This is a genomic window from Streptomyces gelaticus (assembly GCF_014649535.1).
Classification (GTDB): domain Bacteria; phylum Actinomycetota; class Actinomycetes; order Streptomycetales; family Streptomycetaceae; genus Streptomyces; species Streptomyces gelaticus.
Map to the genome: position 1 here is coordinate 5,730 of NZ_BMTF01000045.1, position 19,463 is coordinate 25,192.

At 69.7% G+C, this 19,463-nt stretch carries 17 protein-coding genes and 1 pseudogene; 4 read left to right on the forward strand and 14 right to left on the reverse strand.

Features of this window, described 5'->3' with window-relative positions:
- The 9 genes and pseudogenes from IE107_RS35550 to IE107_RS33345 all read right to left on the reverse strand — a co-directional run.
- A pseudogene (locus IE107_RS35550) lies at positions 1-387 on the reverse strand (type VI secretion protein); the annotation flags it as partial.
- 1 nt (position 388) lies between these two features.
- Positions 389-1,807, reverse strand: a complete 1,419-nt coding sequence (locus IE107_RS33310; protein ID WP_189548084.1) for an ATP-binding protein — start codon at positions 1,805-1,807, stop codon at positions 389-391.
- Between the two features lie 43 nt (positions 1,808-1,850).
- Entirely contained in the window at positions 1,851-3,401 is a 1,551-nt protein-coding gene (locus IE107_RS33315) for an SCO6880 family protein (protein ID WP_189548085.1), read from the reverse strand.
- Positions 3,398-4,765, reverse strand: a complete 1,368-nt coding sequence (locus IE107_RS33320) for a hypothetical protein (RefSeq protein WP_189548086.1) — start codon at positions 4,763-4,765, stop codon at positions 3,398-3,400. The genes IE107_RS33315 and IE107_RS33320 overlap by 4 nt, the downstream gene beginning before the upstream one ends.
- Positions 4,755-5,627 (reverse strand): DUF8175 domain-containg protein, encoded by an 873-nt coding sequence (locus tag IE107_RS33325; RefSeq protein ID WP_189548087.1) that lies wholly within the window; start codon positions 5,625-5,627, stop codon positions 4,755-4,757. Before IE107_RS33325 ends, IE107_RS33320 begins: the two co-directional genes overlap by 11 nt.
- Before the next feature lie 178 nt (positions 5,628-5,805).
- Positions 5,806-6,114 (reverse strand): DUF8827 family protein, encoded by a 309-nt coding sequence (locus IE107_RS33330; protein WP_018101695.1) that lies wholly within the window; start codon positions 6,112-6,114, stop codon positions 5,806-5,808.
- A 304-nt stretch (positions 6,115-6,418) separates the two neighbouring features.
- Positions 6,419-7,045, reverse strand: a complete 627-nt coding sequence (locus tag IE107_RS33335) for a ribonuclease FAU-1 family protein (protein WP_189548088.1) — start codon at positions 7,043-7,045, stop codon at positions 6,419-6,421.
- 92 nt (positions 7,046-7,137) lie between these two features.
- Positions 7,138-7,572, reverse strand: a complete 435-nt coding sequence (locus tag IE107_RS33340; protein ID WP_189548089.1) for a DUF6892 domain-containing protein — start codon at positions 7,570-7,572, stop codon at positions 7,138-7,140.
- Between the two features lie 58 nt (positions 7,573-7,630).
- A complete protein-coding gene (locus IE107_RS33345; protein WP_189548090.1) occupies positions 7,631-8,953 on the reverse strand; it encodes a hypothetical protein in 1,323 nt (440 codons plus the stop codon).
- Between the two features lie 200 nt (positions 8,954-9,153).
- On the opposite strand from IE107_RS33345, the gene IE107_RS33350 reads away from it, so the two are divergent.
- Positions 9,154-11,760: a hypothetical protein gene (locus IE107_RS33350; protein ID WP_189548091.1), complete on the forward strand. Its 2,607-nt coding sequence runs from the start codon at positions 9,154-9,156 to the stop codon at positions 11,758-11,760.
- Positions 11,761-11,969: 209 nt separating this feature from the next.
- Here IE107_RS33350 and IE107_RS33355 read toward each other — a convergent pair whose 3' ends face one another.
- From IE107_RS33355 to IE107_RS33370, 4 genes are all read right to left on the reverse strand, one after another.
- Complete coding sequence (locus IE107_RS33355; RefSeq protein WP_229867451.1) at positions 11,970-12,788, reverse strand: immunity 49 family protein; 819 nt, start codon at positions 12,786-12,788, stop codon at positions 11,970-11,972.
- 60 nt (positions 12,789-12,848) lie between these two features.
- Positions 12,849-15,593 carry a hypothetical protein gene (locus IE107_RS33360; protein WP_189548092.1) on the reverse strand — a complete coding sequence of 915 codons (2,745 nt, stop codon included), beginning with the start codon at positions 15,591-15,593 and terminating at the stop codon, positions 12,849-12,851.
- Complete coding sequence (locus tag IE107_RS33365) at positions 15,590-16,015, reverse strand: DUF6507 family protein (protein ID WP_189548099.1); 426 nt, start codon at positions 16,013-16,015, stop codon at positions 15,590-15,592. The genes IE107_RS33360 and IE107_RS33365 overlap by 4 nt, the downstream gene beginning before the upstream one ends.
- A 415-nt stretch (positions 16,016-16,430) precedes the next feature.
- Complete coding sequence (locus IE107_RS33370; RefSeq protein ID WP_189548093.1) at positions 16,431-17,282, reverse strand: immunity 49 family protein; 852 nt, start codon at positions 17,280-17,282, stop codon at positions 16,431-16,433.
- Between IE107_RS33370 and IE107_RS33375 the strand changes: the two genes are divergently transcribed.
- Positions 17,269-17,466 (forward strand): hypothetical protein, encoded by a 198-nt coding sequence (locus IE107_RS33375; RefSeq protein WP_189548094.1) that lies wholly within the window; start codon positions 17,269-17,271, stop codon positions 17,464-17,466. The two genes, IE107_RS33370 and IE107_RS33375, sit on opposite strands and share 14 nt — an antisense overlap.
- Positions 17,467-17,520: 54 nt before the next feature.
- On the opposite strand, the gene IE107_RS33380 is transcribed toward IE107_RS33375, so the two are convergent.
- Positions 17,521-18,375 (reverse strand): immunity 49 family protein, encoded by an 855-nt coding sequence (locus IE107_RS33380; RefSeq protein WP_229867452.1) that lies wholly within the window; start codon positions 18,373-18,375, stop codon positions 17,521-17,523.
- A gap of 72 nt (positions 18,376-18,447) precedes the next feature.
- Here IE107_RS33380 and IE107_RS33385 point away from each other — a divergent pair, with 72 nt between their 5' ends.
- Positions 18,448-18,663: a hypothetical protein gene (locus tag IE107_RS33385; RefSeq protein ID WP_189548095.1), complete on the forward strand. Its 216-nt coding sequence runs from the start codon at positions 18,448-18,450 to the stop codon at positions 18,661-18,663.
- 49 nt (positions 18,664-18,712) lie between these two features.
- Positions 18,713-19,354, forward strand: coding sequence for a hypothetical protein (locus tag IE107_RS33390; RefSeq protein ID WP_189548096.1), 642 nt, complete (start codon positions 18,713-18,715; stop codon positions 19,352-19,354).
- Positions 19,355-19,463 lie beyond the last annotated feature (109 nt).

Consider the following 19,463-nt stretch of genomic DNA (forward strand, 5'->3'; position numbering starts at 1 on the left):
CCGCTGCCGCTCCCGTACCGCCCGCCAGCGGGCCACCACGCCCAGCACGAAGACCGTCAGCACCAGCAACACCATCAGTTCGCCGATGAACAGGCCCCAGAAGAGCCCGTACCCGGAGAGCTCGCCCGGCGGGGTGTTCGGCCAGGCGGCCGGGAGGTCGTCCGGTGCGGTGATGAGCCGGCGCACCGACAGGGGCGTCTCGGCGAGCGTGACCCCCTCCGGCCAGGCGCCGTGCGCGAACAGTCCGGCGAGGCCGGTGGCCGTCCACGCAAGCAGCGTCAGCCCGAGCAGGAAGGCCAACAGCCCTATCAGCAGGCCGTCCGGGATACCACCGCCGCTCCCGTTGTCTCCCCTGCCGCCGGTACGTTCCTCAAGGCGCCCCGCCATGTCATGCCACCGTTGACTCGGACGACTCGTTCAGCCGTTGTTGGTGCTCGATCCGTGCGGCGCGCTGTTCCGCCTCCAGGTCCGCGGCGCGTTCGTCCTCGGGGAGGTGATCGGCGGCGGAGGACTCGGTCATCGCGCGGTCGGTGAAGACCAGCGGACGTTCCGCTTCGGTGATCAGGTGTTTGACCACCTGGACGTTGCCGTTGACGTCCCAGACCGCGATGCCCGGAGTGAGGGTCGGGATGATCTCGACCGCCCATCGGGGCAGGCCGAGCACGCGCCCCGTCGCTCTGGCCTCGTCGGCCTTCTGGGCGTAGATCGTGCGGGTCGACGCCATCTTGAGGATCGCCGCGGCCTCCCGGGCCGCCGCTCCGTCGACGACGTCGCTGAGGTGGTGGACGACGGCCACGAACGACAGGCCGAGCCGGCGCCCGAACTTCAGCAGGCGCTGGAAGAGCTGGGCCACGAAGGGGGAGTTGATGATGTGCCAGGCCTCTTCCACCAGGAAGATGCGCTTCTTCCGGTCGGGCCTGATCCAGGTGTGCTCCAGCCAGACGCCGACGATCGCCATCAGGATCGGCATCGCGATCGAGTTCCGGTCGATGTGCGAGAGGTCGAAGACGATCAGCGGGGCGTCGAGGTCGATACCGACGCTGGTCGGCCCGTCGAACATGCCGCGCAGGTCACCGTCGACCAGCCGGTCCAGGACGAGGGCGACATCCAGGCCCCAGGCCCGTACGTCGTCTATGTCGACGTTCATCGCCTCGGCGGACTCGGGCTCCGGGTGACGGAGCTGTTCGACGATGTCGGTCAGGACCGGCTGCCGGTCGGTGATCGTCTCGTTGACGTACGCGTGGGCGACCTTCAGCGCGAAGCCGGACCGCTCGTCCAGTCCGTGCCCCATCGCGACCTCGATGATCGTGCGGAGCAGGGCGAGCTGGCCGGTGGTGGTGATCGAGGGGTCGAGCGGGTTGAGCCGGATGCCGCCGTTGAGGGCGGCGGTCGGGTCGAGGCGGATCGGGGTGAGGCCGAGCTCCTGGGCGATGAGGTTCCACTCGCCGACGCCGTCCTCGCCCTGGGCGTCCAGGACGACGACCTGGCGGTCGCGGAAGCGGAGCTGGCGGAGCACGTACGTCTTCTCCAGCGCGGACTTGCCGTTGCCGGACTCGCCGAGCACCAGCCAGTGCGGGGCGGGGAGCTGCTGTCCGTACAGCTGGAAGGGGTCGTAGATGTAGCCCTTGCCGGAGTAGACCTCGCGGCCGATGATCACGCCGGAGTCGCCGAGGCCTGGGGCCGCGGTGGGCAGATAGACGGCCTGGGCCTGTCCCGTGGACGTGCGGACGGGCAGCCTGGTCGTCTCCACCTTCCCGAAGAGGAAGGCGGTGAAGGCGTCCGACAGCGCGGACAGCGGATCTCGCATGGCGTGACCTACCTCCCTTTCGTTTCTCTCGGTCGCTGTGCCGTCAGCGGCGGATGCCGGTGGCGAACGGCAGGGTGTTCACAAAGGCGCGGTGGTGCTCGCGGTCGCACCACTCCAGCTTCAGGTACGACTTTCCGGCCGAGGCCCGGATCGTCCGCTTGTCCCGGGCAAGGGCCTCCGGCGAGCGCGACGACACGGTGATGTAACCCACCAGGTTCACGCCCGCCGCGCCGCTCGCGAGATCTTCACCCCGCTGGTCGAGCCGGCCGTGCGCGGCGATGTCGCGGGGGTCGACGGTGCGGTTCATCTTGGCCTGACGGCTGGCTTCCGCCTCGTCGTTGGTCTTCTCGGTGAGCATCCGCTCGATGGCGACCTCGGTGGGTTCGAGGTCCATGCAGACCGCGACCGTACGGATCACATCGGGTGTGTGGACGAGGAGCGGGGCCAGGAAGTTGACGCCGACGGGGGTCATCGGCCACTCCTTCACCCAGGCCGTGGAGTGGCACCAGGGGGCGCGGGTGACCGACTCACGGGTCTTGGCCTGGAGGAACGTCGGCTCGACCGCGTCCAGTTCGGCCGGCCAGGCGTTGCGCTTGGTCATGGCCTGGATGTGGTCGATGGGGTGGTCGGGGTCGTACATCGAGTGCACGAGGGAGGCGAGCCGGCTCTGGCCGAGCGGCTGGCGGACCCGGATGTCGGCCTCGGCGAGGCGGGCGCAGATGTCGGTGAGCTCGCGCGCCATGACGACGGCGAGACCCGCGTCCCGGTCGAGCCTGCGGCCGCCCTGGGGGCGGGCGGCGCGGGCCATGGCGTTGGCCTCGGCGGCCAGCTCGCGGGTGTAGTGCATGCAGGCCACGAGGTAGGCGCGGTGCTGCTCGCTGGAGGTGGAGACCATGGACTGGAGCTGGTCGTACGACTCCTGGAGCCAGCCCGGGGAGGTCTTGTCGCCGCGCTGGGCGACGTCCTTGGCATGCGCGTCGGGGTCGGCGGGCAGGGTGCGGGCCAGCATCTGGATGCGGGTCACGAAGCCGTCCCCGTTGGCGACGTGCTTCAGCAGGGTGCCGAACCGGTCGACGAGCGCTTCCTGGTCCTCGCTGTCGCGCAGGCCGACGCCGGGGCCCTCGATCTCGATCGCGGCGGTGACGGTGCGCCGGTCGGCGTGCAGGAGCACGGCGATCTCGTCCGGGCCGAAGGGGGCGGCGAGCCAGTTGATCCGGCCGATGCCGGGCGGCGGTCCGATCTCGACCTCGCGCCCGTCGACTCCGACGCCCGCCTCCATGGCGGCGGAGCGGTAGGTCGTACCGCGGCGCAGGGAGCGCTTGTAGCTGCGGTTGATCTCGAACCACTTGTAGAAGGTGCGGTGCTTGTACGGGAGGTACACGATCGCCAGGGCGAGCAGGGGGAAGCCCGTGAGCAGCACGATCCGCAGGGACAGGATCGGGACGATCAGCCCGCTCATCATGCCGAGGAACGCGCCGACGATGATCAGGGCGATCTCGCCGGTCTCGCGGTTCTTGCCGACGATCGCGTTCGGCCGGGCGCGGCCGATGAGATACGTACGGCGGGGCGCGATCGTATGGGACGGAGTCGTCAACGCCCTCCACCTCCCGTGCTGTTGTTACCTGAACTGCCTGATCCGCCACCTCGGTGGGAGCGGCTGCCGTGCGGGGTGCCGGAGGCCGGCCCCGATCCGCTGCGTGGCGGAGGCGTGGCGGAGGGGACGGACCCACCGCCGATTCCGCTCCCGCCGGAGTTGCGGGAGCTGTGCGCGGCGACACCGCCGCTGACCGGGTTGGCGGGCCTGCCTCCGCTGTTGCCGCCGTCGCCGCCGCCCTGGCCGTTGCGGCTGCTGTGCGTCTTGATGCCCTGGGAGACGAGAGCGGCGGGGGAGCTGACCAGCGCGGCGGCCTGGGCGCCGTCGGTGGCCTGCTTGCGGTTGGTACGGGCGCCCTGGATCTCGTCGCCGAAACCGGGGACGAAACGGTAGATCATCGCGGAGGCGAAGATCGCCAGCAGGATGATGGCGAGACCGGACACGACGGCGGAGAAGGCGTTCGGCCCGTCGTTCTGGGAGAGCGCACCGGCCAGGCCGAGCACGACGACGATGACCGGCTTCACCATGATCACCGCGATCATGATGCCCGCCCAGCGCCGGACGTGGCCCCACATGTTCTTGTCGACGAGCCCCGCGTAGACGACGGTCCCGAGCAGGGCGCCGACGTAGAGCAGGGCGGCCCGGATGACGAGCTCCAGCCAGAGGATGCCCGCGGCGAGGATCGACACGAGCGAGACGACGATCAGCATGATCGGCCCGCCGCCGATGTCGGAACCCTTCTTGAGGGCTTCGGCGAACGACCCGAAGAAGACGTCGCTCTGCCCGCCCGAGGACGTGGCGATGACATCGGTGACGCCGTCGGTCGCGGAGACGACCGTGTACAGGATCAGCGGGGTGAACGCGGAGGCGAGGACCGTCAGCCAGAGGAACCCGATGGCCTCGGAGATCGCGGTGGTCAGCGGCACGCCGCGGATCGCCCGCTTGGCAACGGCGAGCAGCCAGAGAACGAGTGTCAGGACCGTGGAGGCGGCGAAGACGATCGCGTACTGCTGGAGGAACTTGGTGTTCGTGAAGTCGACGTCGGCGGTGCTCTTCACGGCCTCGCTGAGCTTGCCGACGATCCATGCGGCGGCGTCGGCACAGCCTCGGGCGAGGGAGGTCAGGGGGTCCTGGGAGTTGTCGAGGGTGGAGGGCAGGTCGTTCTTGGAGGCGCCGGCCTCGCCTCTTTCGCAGTAGTCCTTGGCGGGGCCACGGATCAGGTCGCACGCATTGTTGCTACTGCTGGGTGACGGGCTCGGAGAGGGCTCGGCGAACGCGCGACTGGCCAGCAGTACGAGAGTGACCTGCAGACTTGCTGTTGCCGCCGTGAGCGAAAGGGCTCGGCTGGATCGTTTACCGGGCATAGGTGAACCCTCCGAACTGTTCCACGGCGTTGGCCATTTCTTCCGCAGGGGAAGCGACCTGATCACGGCCGACGGGTGTGGGGCCGTCCTTCTGCGTGAAATCGGTGACCTTCCAGTCTCCGTCGATCCACGACAGCTCGAAGGTGTTGGTGAACCAGCTCTCAGAGACCGGGTTCTTGGAACCCTCGCCGGCCAGTCCGAACAGGGCTGAGTACCAAACGGCGACACTTGCGGAGTCGCCGTTGAACTTCACGATCTTGGTGCCGGCCGGGTTGGAGCGTGAAATGAACGTCAACCCTGCCGGCGCGGTGCCGTCAGCGTTCAACCCGATGCTGGTGAGGAATTCCTGTCCGGAGTACACCTTGTCAAGGTCCCCCTGGCGAGCGGCCGCGACCTCAGGGGCGTATACAGCGGTGACGACAGCACGACGACTGTTCTTGTCAAACATGTCGGCCGAGCCGAGCGCTACTGCGTAATTGGCCGCCGCGCTCTGCGCCCCCTGTTCGTCATGCGCGAACCCCGACGGGATCGACCCGTTCTTCCCCGTCACCGGCTTCGTCCCCGTGGCCGCCGTGGACGACGACCCCGGCTTGCTGCCCGCGCTTCCCGAGCCGTTGTCGGCGTCCCCGCGCCCCCCGCCCATGTTGGCGAACGCGATGGCCGCGATCAGGAGGACAACCACGCCGACCACCGTGACCATGGAGCGGGATGTGCGGGCGGGCCGGCGGGGGGCGCCGTAGCCGTCGCCGCCCTCGCCGTCGGGGAGCCGGGTACGGGTCTGGCGCGTACCGCCGATGGTGCTGTACGCATCGTCTGTACGGCCCGAGCCCTTGCCGTAGCCGTTGTCGTCGTCGAGGTTCATGCCGCGTACGCCCCCTCAACCGTTGCCTGAACCGGGTAGTACGACGGTAGCCGTGCGGGTTTCCGCGCGGATGCGGTGTGGTGACTCGACATCAGGGGACGCAACCTCTGCCGGTGGGCACGACGGATGGATGGTGTGGGGGTGGGCGGGACTGCCCCTGGCATGGGATGACAGCCGGTCAGACGGCCATTCCGTAGACGATGGTGAACAGGGTTCCAAGGGATCCGATGATGAACACACCGGTCAAACCGGCAACGATCAGCCCCTTGCCCTGCTCCGCGCTGAACGTGTCGCGCAGTGCCGTCGCGCCGATGCGCTGCTTCGCTGCACCCCAGACCGCGATGCCGAGGCAGAGCAGGATGGCGATGGCCATCACGACCTCGATCATTACGCGGGCCTCGTTGCCCAAGGTCCCGAACGGCCCCCAGTTCGGGGCGATTCCGCCGATGATGGTGGTGATGTCGCCCTTTTCAGCTGCCAGGATCATGTAAGTCACCGCCCCTGTTGGGTAGTTCGTTTCCCCCTGCCACATGGCACGGGTCGCTCTCTATCTTCGCTGATGAAACTGCTTTCGTACGACGGCTTGACAGCTCTCTTTACCCGGATCTCGCACATTTGGCCGGTCCGGCCAACCCTGGCACGCGGATCGAGATGGTGTGTGACCGAATATGTATGGTTACTCTGTGTATCACGGGGTGTGACCCCGGGCAATGACTGCCATCCCGCCACCCCGGCCGAGAATGTGTACCTTCCCTGGTCAGCGCGCCGGGACGGGCTGGAGCAGGGGGCGGTCAGAGCAATGGGTGACGGGGAACGGGCGGCCGGGGCGGCGTCGTCCAAGTGGGCGGCGGCCGAAAATCGCACCAGGTCCCGTCGAAGGGAAACGTTCCGGCCTCGGCGAGTCGGACAACCGAGGCGCCCTCGTCCCGGATCGCGGACGCTTCGTCCGCCGACCAGTAGACGGGGTGACCGGTCTTCTCGGCGAAGGACTCCTCGTCCTTCCACTTCCAGGTCCGGTCCGGTGCCACGTTGATGTCGAGCTCGTGGTCGGTGATGTCGATGTCGTCGCCGTGGTGGGTCCGGCGCTCCAGATTTACGTACCAGCCGCGGAACTTCCGTCCACGCCCGAAGAGCCAGAGGACCGAGTGGGCTGCGCCGGTCGGCTGGTAGAAGAGCGCGTTGCCCATCGGCCAACGGCCGGCGACCACCGGGTAGCCGCCGGCGGGACGGTCGTCCGGGGCGATGTCCCGCAGATGTCTCCCGCGCGGGAGCTTCGTGCGCCACATCGGCGTGCCGCTCTCCATCCACACCAGCTGGCCGGCGTCGGTGCGCTCGACGAGGCGTACGGGCACCGACGCACTCAGGTGGCCGCCGATGAAGAAGTTCCAGCGGAGGATCCTGCCCGGCTCGTCGTTCATGCCGTTGATCATGCCCGCGCCGAGCCGACCGAACACGTTGTCCGATCACTTGACCGGGGGTCACCAAAGGTGGAGGGGAACGCGCTTGCGCCTCAGTCGGCGGTGATCCCCCGGTCTTCGAGGATCTCGGCCTTGAAAGGGACTCCCAGCCCGCAATTGCGGGCGCCCACGATGCGCCGCAGGTTCGGCAACAAGTCGAGGTCGTCGAGCGAGCCCACGTCGAACAGGTCGTCCTCGCCGTCCCACACCGGCGAGCACTCGTAGTACACCTGGTGCCCGCCGTCCACGAGCAAGCTGTCCACCGTCGCGAGCAGTTCCTCGCCGATCTCCAGTGCCTCGAAGTCGGCGCGGGCCTCGTCGAGCACCGTGTGGTCGAGATCGTTGTCGAAGACGTAGAGCTGCGCGTCCTCGATTCCCTTGGCCCGCAGGCACGCATCGATGCTGAAGGCCGGGGTGAGCGTCTTGTCCTGGTACATGAGCTTCTCGATGACGAGCAGCTTGAAGTTGAAGTCGCGGAAGGCGGGCATGGCGGGACCCTACACACGGCCCCTGACACACGGCCCCTGACAACGGGTCGGCCCGTAGTCAGTGCCGGCTGCCAGACTGGTACACATGCCCAGCAGCACCGGAACTCCCGTTCCGTTCCCGGCCGATCACCGCATCTCCGAGACCTACGTCGACTGGGCGCGCGCCCGGGTCCCCGGCGCCGAGGCCGGTGCTCGTGACGTGCTGGAGCAGGCGGGCCGCGGCCGGAGCAGATCCTGGGAGAAGCCCGGTCGGTTCGTGGACGAGGCGGGGCGCCTGGCGCGGGGGTTGCCGGCGGCCCATCTGCCGTGGTTCTGGGACACCATCGGGCACTGGATGCTGGAGACGCACCGCCGTTCCGCCGCCCGCGCGTACGCGAACGCGCGCGCTGCGGAGCGTACGCACGGTCTGTCCGTCGATCCCGACTGGCGGTGGGCGAACCTTCAGTTGTTCGCCCGGTTCGGCGCACTTCCCGCCACCGAGCTCAGCGGCGTCCCGGCCTGGCTGGCCGAGGTGTTCGAACCGGGGGACGCGCACCGCGAGTTCGTACGGCTGCTGACCGTCTGGGCGGCGTCGCCGGGCGAGCTGCCCGCCGATCTGGCCCGCCGGGTCCGGGATTCCGCGCGTGCGGCCGGGCTCGGCGCCGACGAGGAGGCGCGGGTGCTGGGCGAGGTGCTCGCCTCCGCCCGCGGCAAGGCCGTGCCGGACCGGCTGTTCGACGCGGCGCTCGCCCCGCTCGCCGCGCACCCGCCGGCCGACGACCGGGCCACCGCCCTGCTCGACCTGTTCCCCGAATCGAAGAACGACGCGGCCGCCTGGCTGCGGCTGCTCCTGGGCTGCGGGGCCGCCGACGCCGCCGCGGCCGGCCGGATCAGCCCGGAGGGCGGCCTCGGCGAGTGGCTGCGGCGGTACGCCACCCAGTACTCCCACCGCACCGTCGCCGCTGGCGGGGTGACCCGCCAGGCCATGCCCGCCGAGCTCTTCGACCTGGTGGCCCGGTTCGCGAGGCTGCTGAAGGAGGACGGCACCCCGGTCCGGCTCCACGAGGACCGCTACCAGTGGCCGCATCTGGACGCCGACCTGCTCGACGTCTGTCTCGCCGAGGGGATCCCGGTCCACGACCCAGGTCCCGCCATCTCCCTGGAGTTCTGGGACAAGGACGCACAGCGCGACCTCAGGGCCCTCGCCGCCGACCCCGTGTTCGGCTCCCGGCTCGAAGGCACGGTGCACGCCGGGCTCCGGTCCGGTGGCGGCTCCGCCATCAGCCGGCTCCCGCACAATCCGGGCATCGCGGCCGAGGTGCACGGCCGGATCGAGAAGCTGCTCGACGGACTGCGCGGCGGCGGGCTCGCCGCCGCCGACGAGGCCGTCGAGGAGCTGCACGGCCTCCTCGACCGGCCCACCGCCATCGCTTTGGACGGCATCGAGGAGGCGCTCGAAGCGCTGGACCTCACCGGCCCGCTGGCCCGCGCCCTGCGCTCCGGCCTGCCCGAGGAGCTGGGCTGGCCCGCGCTGGAGGAGGCCCTCGCCGAATTCCGGCCGGACGAGATGGTGTACACCACCTGCACCTGGCCGGTGCTCACGTGTACGGGGAGAACCGCGCGTTCGCCGTCGACCACGGGGGACGGCGCGGCGAGCACACCCTGGAGCTGCCGGAAGGCGCCGCCCGCCCCACGGTGCACTGGGCCGGCGGCCAGTTCCTCGTCGCGTGGACGCGCTCGGGCGACGAGCACGGGGCCAGTACGGCGTACTGGTCCGGCAGCCCCGCCGACACGTTCGCGCCGGAGCAGACCTACGGACTGCGCCCCTACGGCGGCAGCATCCAGGGCGGCCTCGGCTACCAGTTCCAGACCCCGGACGGCAGCGGCCGGTTCGACGGCGAGCACGTGCTGCGCCCCGGCGACACCACGGGCATCGGCCACCGCGACTACCAGATGTACGACGGCCGGGACTTCTGGAGCACCGAGGTGTTCAGCGAGGATCACGGCAGGGGATGGGCCCGCCTTGACCCCGCCACCGGGGTGCCCACCGCCGACCGCACCCTGCCCGCCTTCCACAACCCCGACACGCTCCCGGACGGCACCAGGCCCTTCCCCGACCACCGCATCCTCGCCGAACTGCCGCCCGGCGCCCCGCCGTCCCCGCTCGGCCAGGACGGCCGCCTCACCGGCTGCCGGGTCAACCACCGCACCCCGTACGCCGGTCCCTCGCCCCGCGAGTTCGTGCTGGAGTCCGCCGATGGCCGTACCGCGTCCTACCGCACCACCGCCTGGGGCCGCCGCCCGTGGGGCATCCTCGCTCTCCCGGCCGGCGGCGAGGACGCCGTCGTGGTCGGCAGCACCACCGTCCGCTGCCATGCCGCCGAGGACAACTCGCTGCTCTGGCAGGTCCGGGGCTTCGCCGACAGCCGCCACCGCGGGCCGGTCCGCGCCACCCTCGGCGAGCAGGCCGGGCCCGTACCGCCGCCCGCCTTCTGGCACTTCCTCACCCCGCGCGACGAGCCCTCCTCCCGCGCCCTGCGCGCGGTCACCGACGAGGCGGTACGTGAGCTGCTGTCGTCCGGCGACGGGGACGGACTGCCCGGGGTGACCGATCCCCGGATCCGGCAGGGCGTCGCCCGTGCCACGCAGCTCGCCGCCGACGTGCTGCGCCGCCGCCGCGAGCTGTCGCACCGGGTGTCCGTCATGCGCTCCGGACCGGTCATCGAGCTGCCCGACCCGGTGCCCGACACCCGGCTCGTCCCCGCCCTGCACGGCCTGCTGGCCCGGCTGCGGGGGTACGAGCAGCGGCCGCCGCAGCCGCATCCCGCCCTGCTCACCGCGGTCGCCGCCGACGGCCGCTATCTGCGCGGCGAGATCGACGACGAGGTACGGGTGCTCGCCCCGCCCGCCCCGCCGTCCGAATGGGAGGTACTGACCGGCCGGACCGACGCCGTGGCCTGGCGGGCCGCCGTCGCCGCCACCCCGGACGAGCACCGGCAGGCACTGACCGCTCTGCTCGACGTGTGGAGCCGCCAGCCGTTCGCGGAAGCGGGCACCACCTGGCGTACCGGCCGTGCCCCGGAGCCCCGGATCGCCGAACTGCGCGCTTCCGGCGTACCGGTGGTCTCCGGCCCGGTCCGCAGTGACCTCGCCCCCTTCCTCCAACGGGCCGCCGACCCGGCACCGGTCGGCGCCGAGGAGTGCGAGACCCGCACCGTGGCGGGCGACGACACCACCCGGATCCCACGCCTGCTCGCCGTGCTCGCCGAACGCGGCCCGCTGCCGGTGCCCGAGGAAGCCGTGGACCTGTTCCGGTGGCGTACGGGGGTGCCGCGCGCGATCGCCGCCCTGGTCCTCGACGGCTCCGCGGGCAGCGACGACTACGCGGCCCACCTGAAGGTGTGCCGCGCCAAGCCGTACAAGGCCGACCGGACCACGGCGTACGCGTACGACGAGATGAAGGGACGTCTCGGTCTCGCCGGCCTGCACGCCGTGCTCGCCGCCGCCGTCCCCGCCGACCCGGCGGACCTCTGGGCCCCCGGAGGCGTGACCGCTGCCGCGGACCGGATGGCCGCCGAGTGGTCCGGACGGCTCGGCGCCGCCCCGTACGCCGACGACGGCAGCCATGCCGCCGCGTTGGCGAAGGACCACGGCCTGCCCGAGACATGGGCCACCGCCCTGCTCACCGGCCGCCCGGAGCACTTGGGGGAAACACCCCTGGACACCGACGGGATACGAGCCGCCGTCACCGCTCTCACCTGGGCGTTCACCGAGCGGCCCGTCGGCGACCCGGCCGCGAAGGGCGCCCGCCTGCTGCTCGACCAACTCACGGACATACCCGCCGACCAGCTCACCGCCCTGCGCGCGCTGGCAGACCGCTCGGAGGCCACCCCGGTCCCACCGGGCCAGTACGAGGCCAACCCGCTTCTCAGCGTCCCGGCCCTGGTGGATGAGGTGGCCGTGTCCCTCGGCGTCGGCCGCGACGCGGCGGCCCTGCACCTCCAGCTGCACGCCTTCGACCGCCCGGCCGACCGCACCGTACGCCGCTGGAACACCTGGACCCTCGACCACCACCGCGCCGTCCGCAAGGAACTCACCGCCGCAAAGGCCCCGCGCCCCGCATCGACGCCTCCGGCTGCCGTCCCGTCGCCTGTGCACGAACGGTTCGCCCGCGCCTGGGCGGAGGCCGGATCGCCTCCCCGGCCGTGACGGCCCGCCCGGCGCCGTCCCCGCAGACATTGCCAGTCAACTCGCCCGCTCGCAGTGAGGCGTCGAGGCCGTGCGCCATGCCTGGGGCGCCCCGTTCGACGAGGAGGCGTCCGCCGGCCGCCCGGCTCCAGCTCCACAGCGTCTCCGTGTTCCCCGTGGGGAAGGAGGGCGGGGAGCGACCGAGTCCGCTGCGTCGCTCCTGCTGGAGGCTACGCGTCGAATTCGCCGCGCCAGGCGAAGTCCAGCAGGGCGTTCGGCAGGTAGCCGGACTCGACCTCGATCGGAATGCCGTTGGCCTTCGCCAGGCACGCCACTGCCAACGGGGCGATGGCCACGACCCCTTCGATGTTCTGGGTGCGGTCTTCGTCGGCCGTCCAGTACTCCTTGTGCCAGCGCAGGGCGTCGTTCAGCGCCTCGTTGAAGCCCGCCGCGTCGTTGCGCAGGTAGCGGTAGAACATCATGATCGGCGGGTACTCCAGCTTGCCCATGGTCTCGGCGTCGAGGATGTGGGTGGCCTCGGGAGCGCTCAGGTCGACGGCCCGCACCAGGTGCTGGCTGACGTCGTCACGCCGCAGCCAGAAGCTCTGGAGAGTTTCCACCCAGGAGTAGACGTACTCGTCCAGCACGCCACCGCAGTCACGCAGCAGCGACAAGGGCACCCGCGCCAGCATGTCGAGGCGGGCCGTCTCCCGGCAGATCAGCGCCAGGAAGAAGGCGTCGAGCCAGGTCCCCGCATTGAGGTAGAACTGCGGTCCGGTGACGGCGAGCTGCCGCTCCTCCTGGCGGATCTTGCAGGTCACGGTCTCCCGATCGGTGAACGTGGCGGCGAAAACCGCCGAGTGCACCTGCATGGCCAACAGCCAGGACTCCCAGGTCTCCAGCATCACCGCGTCCGGATCCCCGACACAACGGACGCGCGCCACGTTCAGGGACGTCGTCAGCGACCCGATCCTGGCGTCATGTGAGGTTTCGATGGTCTGCAGCGAATCGGCCAGGGAGCCCTCCATGACCGGCACAACTTTCTCCATCGCAGCCACCGGATAGCTCTGACGGGACACGCTTGTAACCACTGATCTCCCCTGTTGGATTCATATCTTGAAGTACTCGAGAACGGCTCCAGCGTACGAACCCCTGCCCTCGACGGCCTTCACCATCGCATACTCCAGATTTCCGTCTCGGAGCGCAGGCTTCAGCTCAGCCACTAGATCAGCATTGGTCCAGACCTTCCCGGCGGCATCGGTAACTGAAAGCGCTGGCCGGGCTTCCATCTCAGCGATGATGGTCCACAGATAATGTCGGGTGCCCTGCTGCACCATAAACTTTGCCGCGAAGCCCTTGCCTCTGCGCCAGATGAGCCCCGACTTCGGTGCCTTCGCCTCGATGATCACAAGCTTCCCGTCCGGCCGCCGGTACAACTGGTCGAACATGTTGGCCCCGTTGGGCGTCTTCGGCAGAGGTTGCTCCACCGAGCCCTTGAGCCGCTCGGGTATCACATGAAGTCGTGCGGCATCCTCGCCCAGGCGCTCGGAATAGCCGCTGTTGTTGGATGTCTGATCGTCGAAGTGGTCGATGAACTGTTTCCGCGCACGCTCCACTTCCGCCAACGTCTGTTCGGTCGGCGCGGCCTTGTGCGCACGCTCGGCGTTGGACAGGTCCACGGAGACCTTCCGGCCCCTCGCGACATCGTCCAGGTGGTCGATGTGGTCGACCGGGGTGCTGTCACGGGTGAGCGGGTCGCGGCCGTACCTGATCTCCGACGGGGCCGAGGGCAGCTCGTTCTTGGAGATCCAGGAGCCGTCGCTGTCCTTCGCGAGGATGGGCAGTTCAACCCCGTCGATCTTGGTGTGGATGCTGTGGCGATGGCCATCCGCCCGGTAGTACTGGTCGAACCAGGACTTGTCGGGGTCGTTCGCACGCCGGACGAATTCGTCCTCCTTGGCCTTGATCTCTTCAGCGGTCAGTCGCCGACCACCCGAGGGGTGCGTCGGCTGTGCCGCATCATCCGCGCCGTGCGCTGCGTCGTCCAGGCCGTCTGTGCCAGGGTTTTCCGGGAGATGGGTGCCGCCGCCCGTGGACGGGGGCTCGTGGTGACCACCGCCGGGGCCGTCCGTGTGACTGCCGGTGTCGGGAGGACCGTCGCTGTTACCGGCGCCCGAGGGGCCGTCGGTACGGCCGTCGCGGGGGCTGTTGTCCAGGTTGTTCGTGGGCATGTGGTCGCCCGCGTGGCCGCCGGGGGCGTGGTCCGGGGTGTGGCCACCCGGGGTGTCGTCGCCCCTACGGAGCGGGTCGGAGATGTCGCTGCCCAGGCGGATCGCGTCGTCGCCGCCGCGGCCGCCGACGCCTACCAGTTCGCGCTCCGGGACCCCGACCGTGGCCGGGGCGTCCACCTTCGGGGCGTCGGTCTTCGGCACGTCCGCGCCCGCGTCCGGCTTGCCCGTCGGGGCATCCTTCGCGTGCTGGGTGATGTCGCCCGCGGCGTCGTAGATGTTGCCGTCAGGGTCCAGGAACTGCGACGGGCCGTCCCCTGGCAGCTTCACCGTGCCCGGTGGAAAGGCGGTGGTGCCCTCGGGGAGCTTGATGTTGCCGTCAGGGAGCTTGATCGCCCCGTCCGGAACCGCCGAGCCCGACGGGAGGTGGATCGCTCCGTCGGGGAGGTGGACGGCACCCTCGGGGAGAGCGATCGCACCGTCCACGTTGATGGTTGGGGCCTCGAACTTGCCCATGCCCTTGAGCCCGGCCATCACGTCGCTGATCTTCGACAGTCCGGCGCCTGCGCCCTTGAAGACGTAGGTCATGGGGTCCACGGCGCGGGCGGTCTTGCTGGTGAGGGAGAGGGCCTTGGCGGCGAGGCCGGCTTTGCCCGCGCCTGCTGCGGCGCCGCCGGTGCCGCCGGTGAAGACGGTGGTCAGGACGTTGAAGGTGACCGCTCCGGCGGCGCGGGAGGGGTTGCTGCCCCACTGGTCCCAGGCGATCAGGGCCTTGCCGGTCTCCTTCACCGCGGTCCGCGAGTCACGTATCCAGGCCGAGTGGTCGCCGGGCAGGACGTGCAGGACGAGCTGGGCAGCGGGGGAAAGCCCGGTGGCAAGCTTGGCCAGACCGGTCCAGGCCTCCTTCGCGGCGTCCCCGCCCTCGAAACCGGCCAGGGTGCCCAGGCCCTTCAGAGTGCCCCAGACCCCGTCGACGAGGAAGCCCTTGCCGAAGTCGTAGGCGTGCTCCCACACCTGCCACCAAGGCGTCGACTCCTCGACCGCCTCCCCCCACGGCAGGCTCTTCGCCTGCTTGAGGGCCTCCGCGTCATACCCGTAAGTGCCCTGCTTGCCGGAGCCGTCACCGGTCTTCAGCCCAGTACCGCCGACCAGAGCGACGATCTTGGCATGACAGGCCCGCTCCACCTCCTGGAACGCGGCCCACACCTCGGCAATCTCATTGCGGCGCCGGTTGTTCTCCTCGACCAGGTCGCCGTCCTCGCGCCACTCGTCGTCACCGTCCACCTTCACCCGGAAGGCCACCGCGTCCCGCTTCAGCTCCTTGAGCTTCTCCACCAGCGGAAACGCATCGTCCGAGTACGTGCCCAGCGCACCCGCGATGACACACAGATCCGAACTCAACACCGCCCCGGTCGCCGCGACCGGAGCAGTCGTCGCGAACAACTGCTCCGCCTCGGGCGCCTTGTAGAAGGCACTCAACCCGCCGAAACTGCGGTGCACATCACCGGCAGCCTCCGCGACCTCGGCGCCATGACCCGACAGCGCCGTCACCTTCGTGTCGAGCAAGGCCAGGTCACCGGTGAAGACCGGTATGCCGACCGGATCGACCGGCCCGGGGCCGCTCACCGCCGGTCCCCGGTGTGGCGCAGGAGATCCAGACGCACGGACCGTGCGGCGTTCTGCGCGTGCTCGGCCGCCTCCAGATCACCCCGGCAGTACGCGTTCGTGGCCTCCACCGCACCCAGCACCGAAGCCTCGGTCCGCTCGGCCATGGACCGGAAGTCCTTGTCCCGCTCCTTCAGATACTCACCCAGAGCCGCAGCCACCGGACCCATCGCCGCACGCGACAACGGAGCCTGCCCCACAGCCACCGGGCCCTGCAGAGGTGTGACCGCCTGCGCACCCGGCACCGCCGTACCCGCCGCCTGAGCCGCCTCCGACACAGTCGCCAAAAGCGCCGTCAGAGCCTTCTGCAAATCACCGGCATGCGTACCGACCACCCTCAACTGCCCCTGCACACCCTGCGGCCTGATATCCCACCCCACCACGAAAAGCCCCCCATGTTGCGCCGTGCTGAAACCGGCCGATGACCCGCTCCAACGCCACAGCAGCTGACCCAGGTCGGTGCGAACGACTGTTCGCGTGATCATCCCTATCAATCGAGCATCGCTGGCGCAATCAGCAATTCGTCAATCGGCCAACGCTGGCTCAGCCATGACGTGGCGCTGTGTGCCGATGACGGCCCGCCCGGCGTCGTCCCCGCAGACATCGCCGGTCAACTCGCCGCTCGCAGTGAGGCGTCGAGGCCGTGCGCCATGCCTGGGGCGCCCCGTTCGACGAGAAGGCGTCCGCCGGCCGCCCGGCTCGACTGCGTCCTGGGCTGACGCGACGAACGGCGCCACGGCCTCGGCCGCGTTGTCCGTACGGAACGCGTGGCGGGGAACGGCGGTGGTCATGTGTGCCCTACGTGGGTAATTCGCCGCACCAGTTGCGTCCCAGGAGGGTGGCGGGCAGGTACTCGGACTCGACCTCGATGGGGATGCCCGCGTCGTGGGCGAAGCAGGCAATGGCGAGCGGCGCGAGCGCGACGAGGCCCGTGACCAGGCCGGCCCGGTCCTCGTGGGACCAGTACTCCTTGTGCCACTGGAGGGCGGCGGCGAGAGCGCGGTTGAAACCGGCGTGGTCGTTGCGGACGACCCGGTGGAACATTTCCATCGGCGGGTAGAGGATCTTGCTTACTGTCTCTTGGTCGGCGCTGGTGTCCGAGTCAGCGCCGCCGACGGCGGCCACCAGCTTCGAGCCGAGGTCGTCGCCGCCGAGCCAGTAGGTTTGGAGGGCGTCGATCCAGGCGTAATCGAACTCCTTGTAGTGTGCGCCGTTCTCCCGCAGCAGGGACAGGGGCACCCGACACAGGGCCGTGATCCTGTCCCGTTCCCGGCACACTACGGCGAGGTAGAAGGCGATGAGCCAGGTGCCCGGGGCCACGTACGGCTGCGGGCCGGTGGCCTGGAGGGTGCGGTCCTTGTGCGCGATGCGGCACTGGACGTGGCCCTCGGTCGTGGTCGCGGCGGCGAACACGGCGGAGCCGAGCTGCATCGCGTTCACCCAGGCGTTCCAGGTGGGGAAGATCGATCCTCGCGGGTCCAGCAGGCAGTGCGCTTTGGCCAGCATGAGGCAGGTGTCGAGGGCCTCGCCCAGCCCGGTGGAGTCCGCCTCCAGCCCGTCGATCCACCCGTCGGCGCTCTCCTGGAGAACGGCGATGCCCCCTTCCGCGTGCTCCGTGGGGAAGGGGTGGCGGGGAATGATTGAGACCAACGCGTTTCTCCTTGCCTCGATCTTGCATGACGGTCTGCCGACGAAATCGGCGGAACCGTTTCGCGCCTTCTACGCGGGCCCGCAGGCGCTGAGAAGCTCCAGCCCGGCGATCGGCCGACTGGCGCTGTTGGCGGCGAAGCAGGTGATTCGCTCGCCGAGTCGCTCCGCCATCCTCTCGGCATAAATCACGCGCTCGGACCGGTTGGAATCCGCTTCCGTGCCCACCCGCCCGGTGGCATCACGTGTCGAACTCGCCCACCCAGGAACGGTCCAGAAGGCGGACGGGCAGGTACTCGGACTCGACCTCGATGGGAAAGCCTGCGTCGTACGCGAGGCATGCGATGGCCAGCGGCCCGAGGGCCAGGAACCCCGCGATGTCCCCCGAACGCTCCGGCGTACTCCAGTACGCCTTGTGAAGTTCCAGAGCCTCCACGAGCGCCTGGTTGAACCCGGCGTGGTCCTTGCGCAGGAACTGATAGAAGAGGTTGATTGGTGGGTACAGCACGCACTGGAGCAGATCGCGCGGCGTGATCGTGGCGATGTCCGGATGGGACTGCTCGATGGCCGCCGTCAGTTTTTCCGGCAGCCCGGGTTGCTCGCGCCAGTACGTCTGCAGGGCGTCCACCCAGTGGTAGACGTACTCGTCGCCCTCGGCACCGGACGACCGCAGGAGATCGAGCGGAATCTGGCACATCGCGTCCATGCGGGGCTGATCCCGGCAAATCACGACGAACCAGAGTGTGGTCAGCCATTTTCCGCCGTTTGTATAGAACTGGGGTCCCGTGGCCTTGATGGTGCGTATCTCGTGTGCGATGCGCGTCTCAACCAAGCCTTCGGTGACGGAGGCGGCGGCAAAGGCCGCCGTACCCACCTGCATGGCGGAGACGGTGGAATCCCACGTGGCGAAACGGTTGCCGCGAGGATTGAGGGCCTGGTTCGCCTGAACCTGCAGGAGTGCCTCGTTCAGTGCCATGCCGACGATCGCAGGCGAGGCATTCAGATTCTGAATGCTCGTCTCGAACTCCTCGGCCAGGCGCTCGGTGACCGGCTGGTCGACCGTAGGAATGGCGTGCCGTTCCACAATCACCGTCACGGATTACTCCTGTTAGTAGCCTCGAAGAAGAAGTCTTCCTCTTTGAGCGTTCCGATATTGAATCGGCGACTCTTGAAGCCCCCGTGGTCGGACCTTCGGAGCGCCTTCGACCGCCCGGCCGACCGGACCGTACGCCGCTGGAACACCTGGACCCTCGACCACCACCGCGCCGTCCGCAAGGAACTCACCGGCGCGAAGGCCCCGCGCCCCGCCCCGACGACTCCGCCCGCACTCGTCCTGGCACCCGCGCACGAACGGTTCGCCCGCACCTGGGCGGAGGTGCTGTAGCTGACGCATGATGGAGGCGCCCGTCCCGTCGGAAGCGAGGTTCAATGCGATGAAGCGCAAGACCAGATTTCTCCTGGCGGGCCTGGCCACCGTGGGCGGCGCCGTCGCCGGCGCGGGCCTGCTGCACAACCGGCGGCCTGGACGCAGGGAATGGCTCCACGTCACGGTCTTCAGCGAGCCCGGATACCAGGGCCGCATCAAGAGGCTGATCTGGACCGGCGGCGAGCGCAAGGTCGTCCCCCTCACCCGGGTACAGCTGCCGCGCATCGGCTCGATCAGGCTGGAGTGGCGCGTGTACTGCTTCCAGCCCGAGGTACAGCCACCGGACATGTACATCCTGCGGCAGGCCCTCATCGAGCGCCTGGACCGCGCGGATCCGGAGGGCGGCATGTTCGGCATCATCGCCGCGAACCAGCTCGCCCGCATGTTCTCGGTGCGCCTGTGGGAGCCGGTCCACGAGTCCGAGGCGCGGTCCGGAGTGCGGCTCTGGGCCGGACGCCCCGGCAGTCCGCTGTCCGCACACGACGAGGTGGCCTCTTCCGACAAGGCCGTGACCTCCGGCGAGGCGGCCGTTCCCGGAGCCCGGACCTGGCACGACATCCTGGCCGACACGCCCGACCTCGGCTCCTGGAGCACCCGCACCCGCTACCTCGAACTCGGCTACCACGACGGGAGCAGCCCCCGCAGCTGACCGGCCCGCCTGTCCGAACCCCGAGCAGGTTCTAGTACTCCAGTCTGGTTTCGCGATGCTGGGAGACCCGGCTGGGAACGCGTACGGCCACCGCGTGATCATCGGGGGT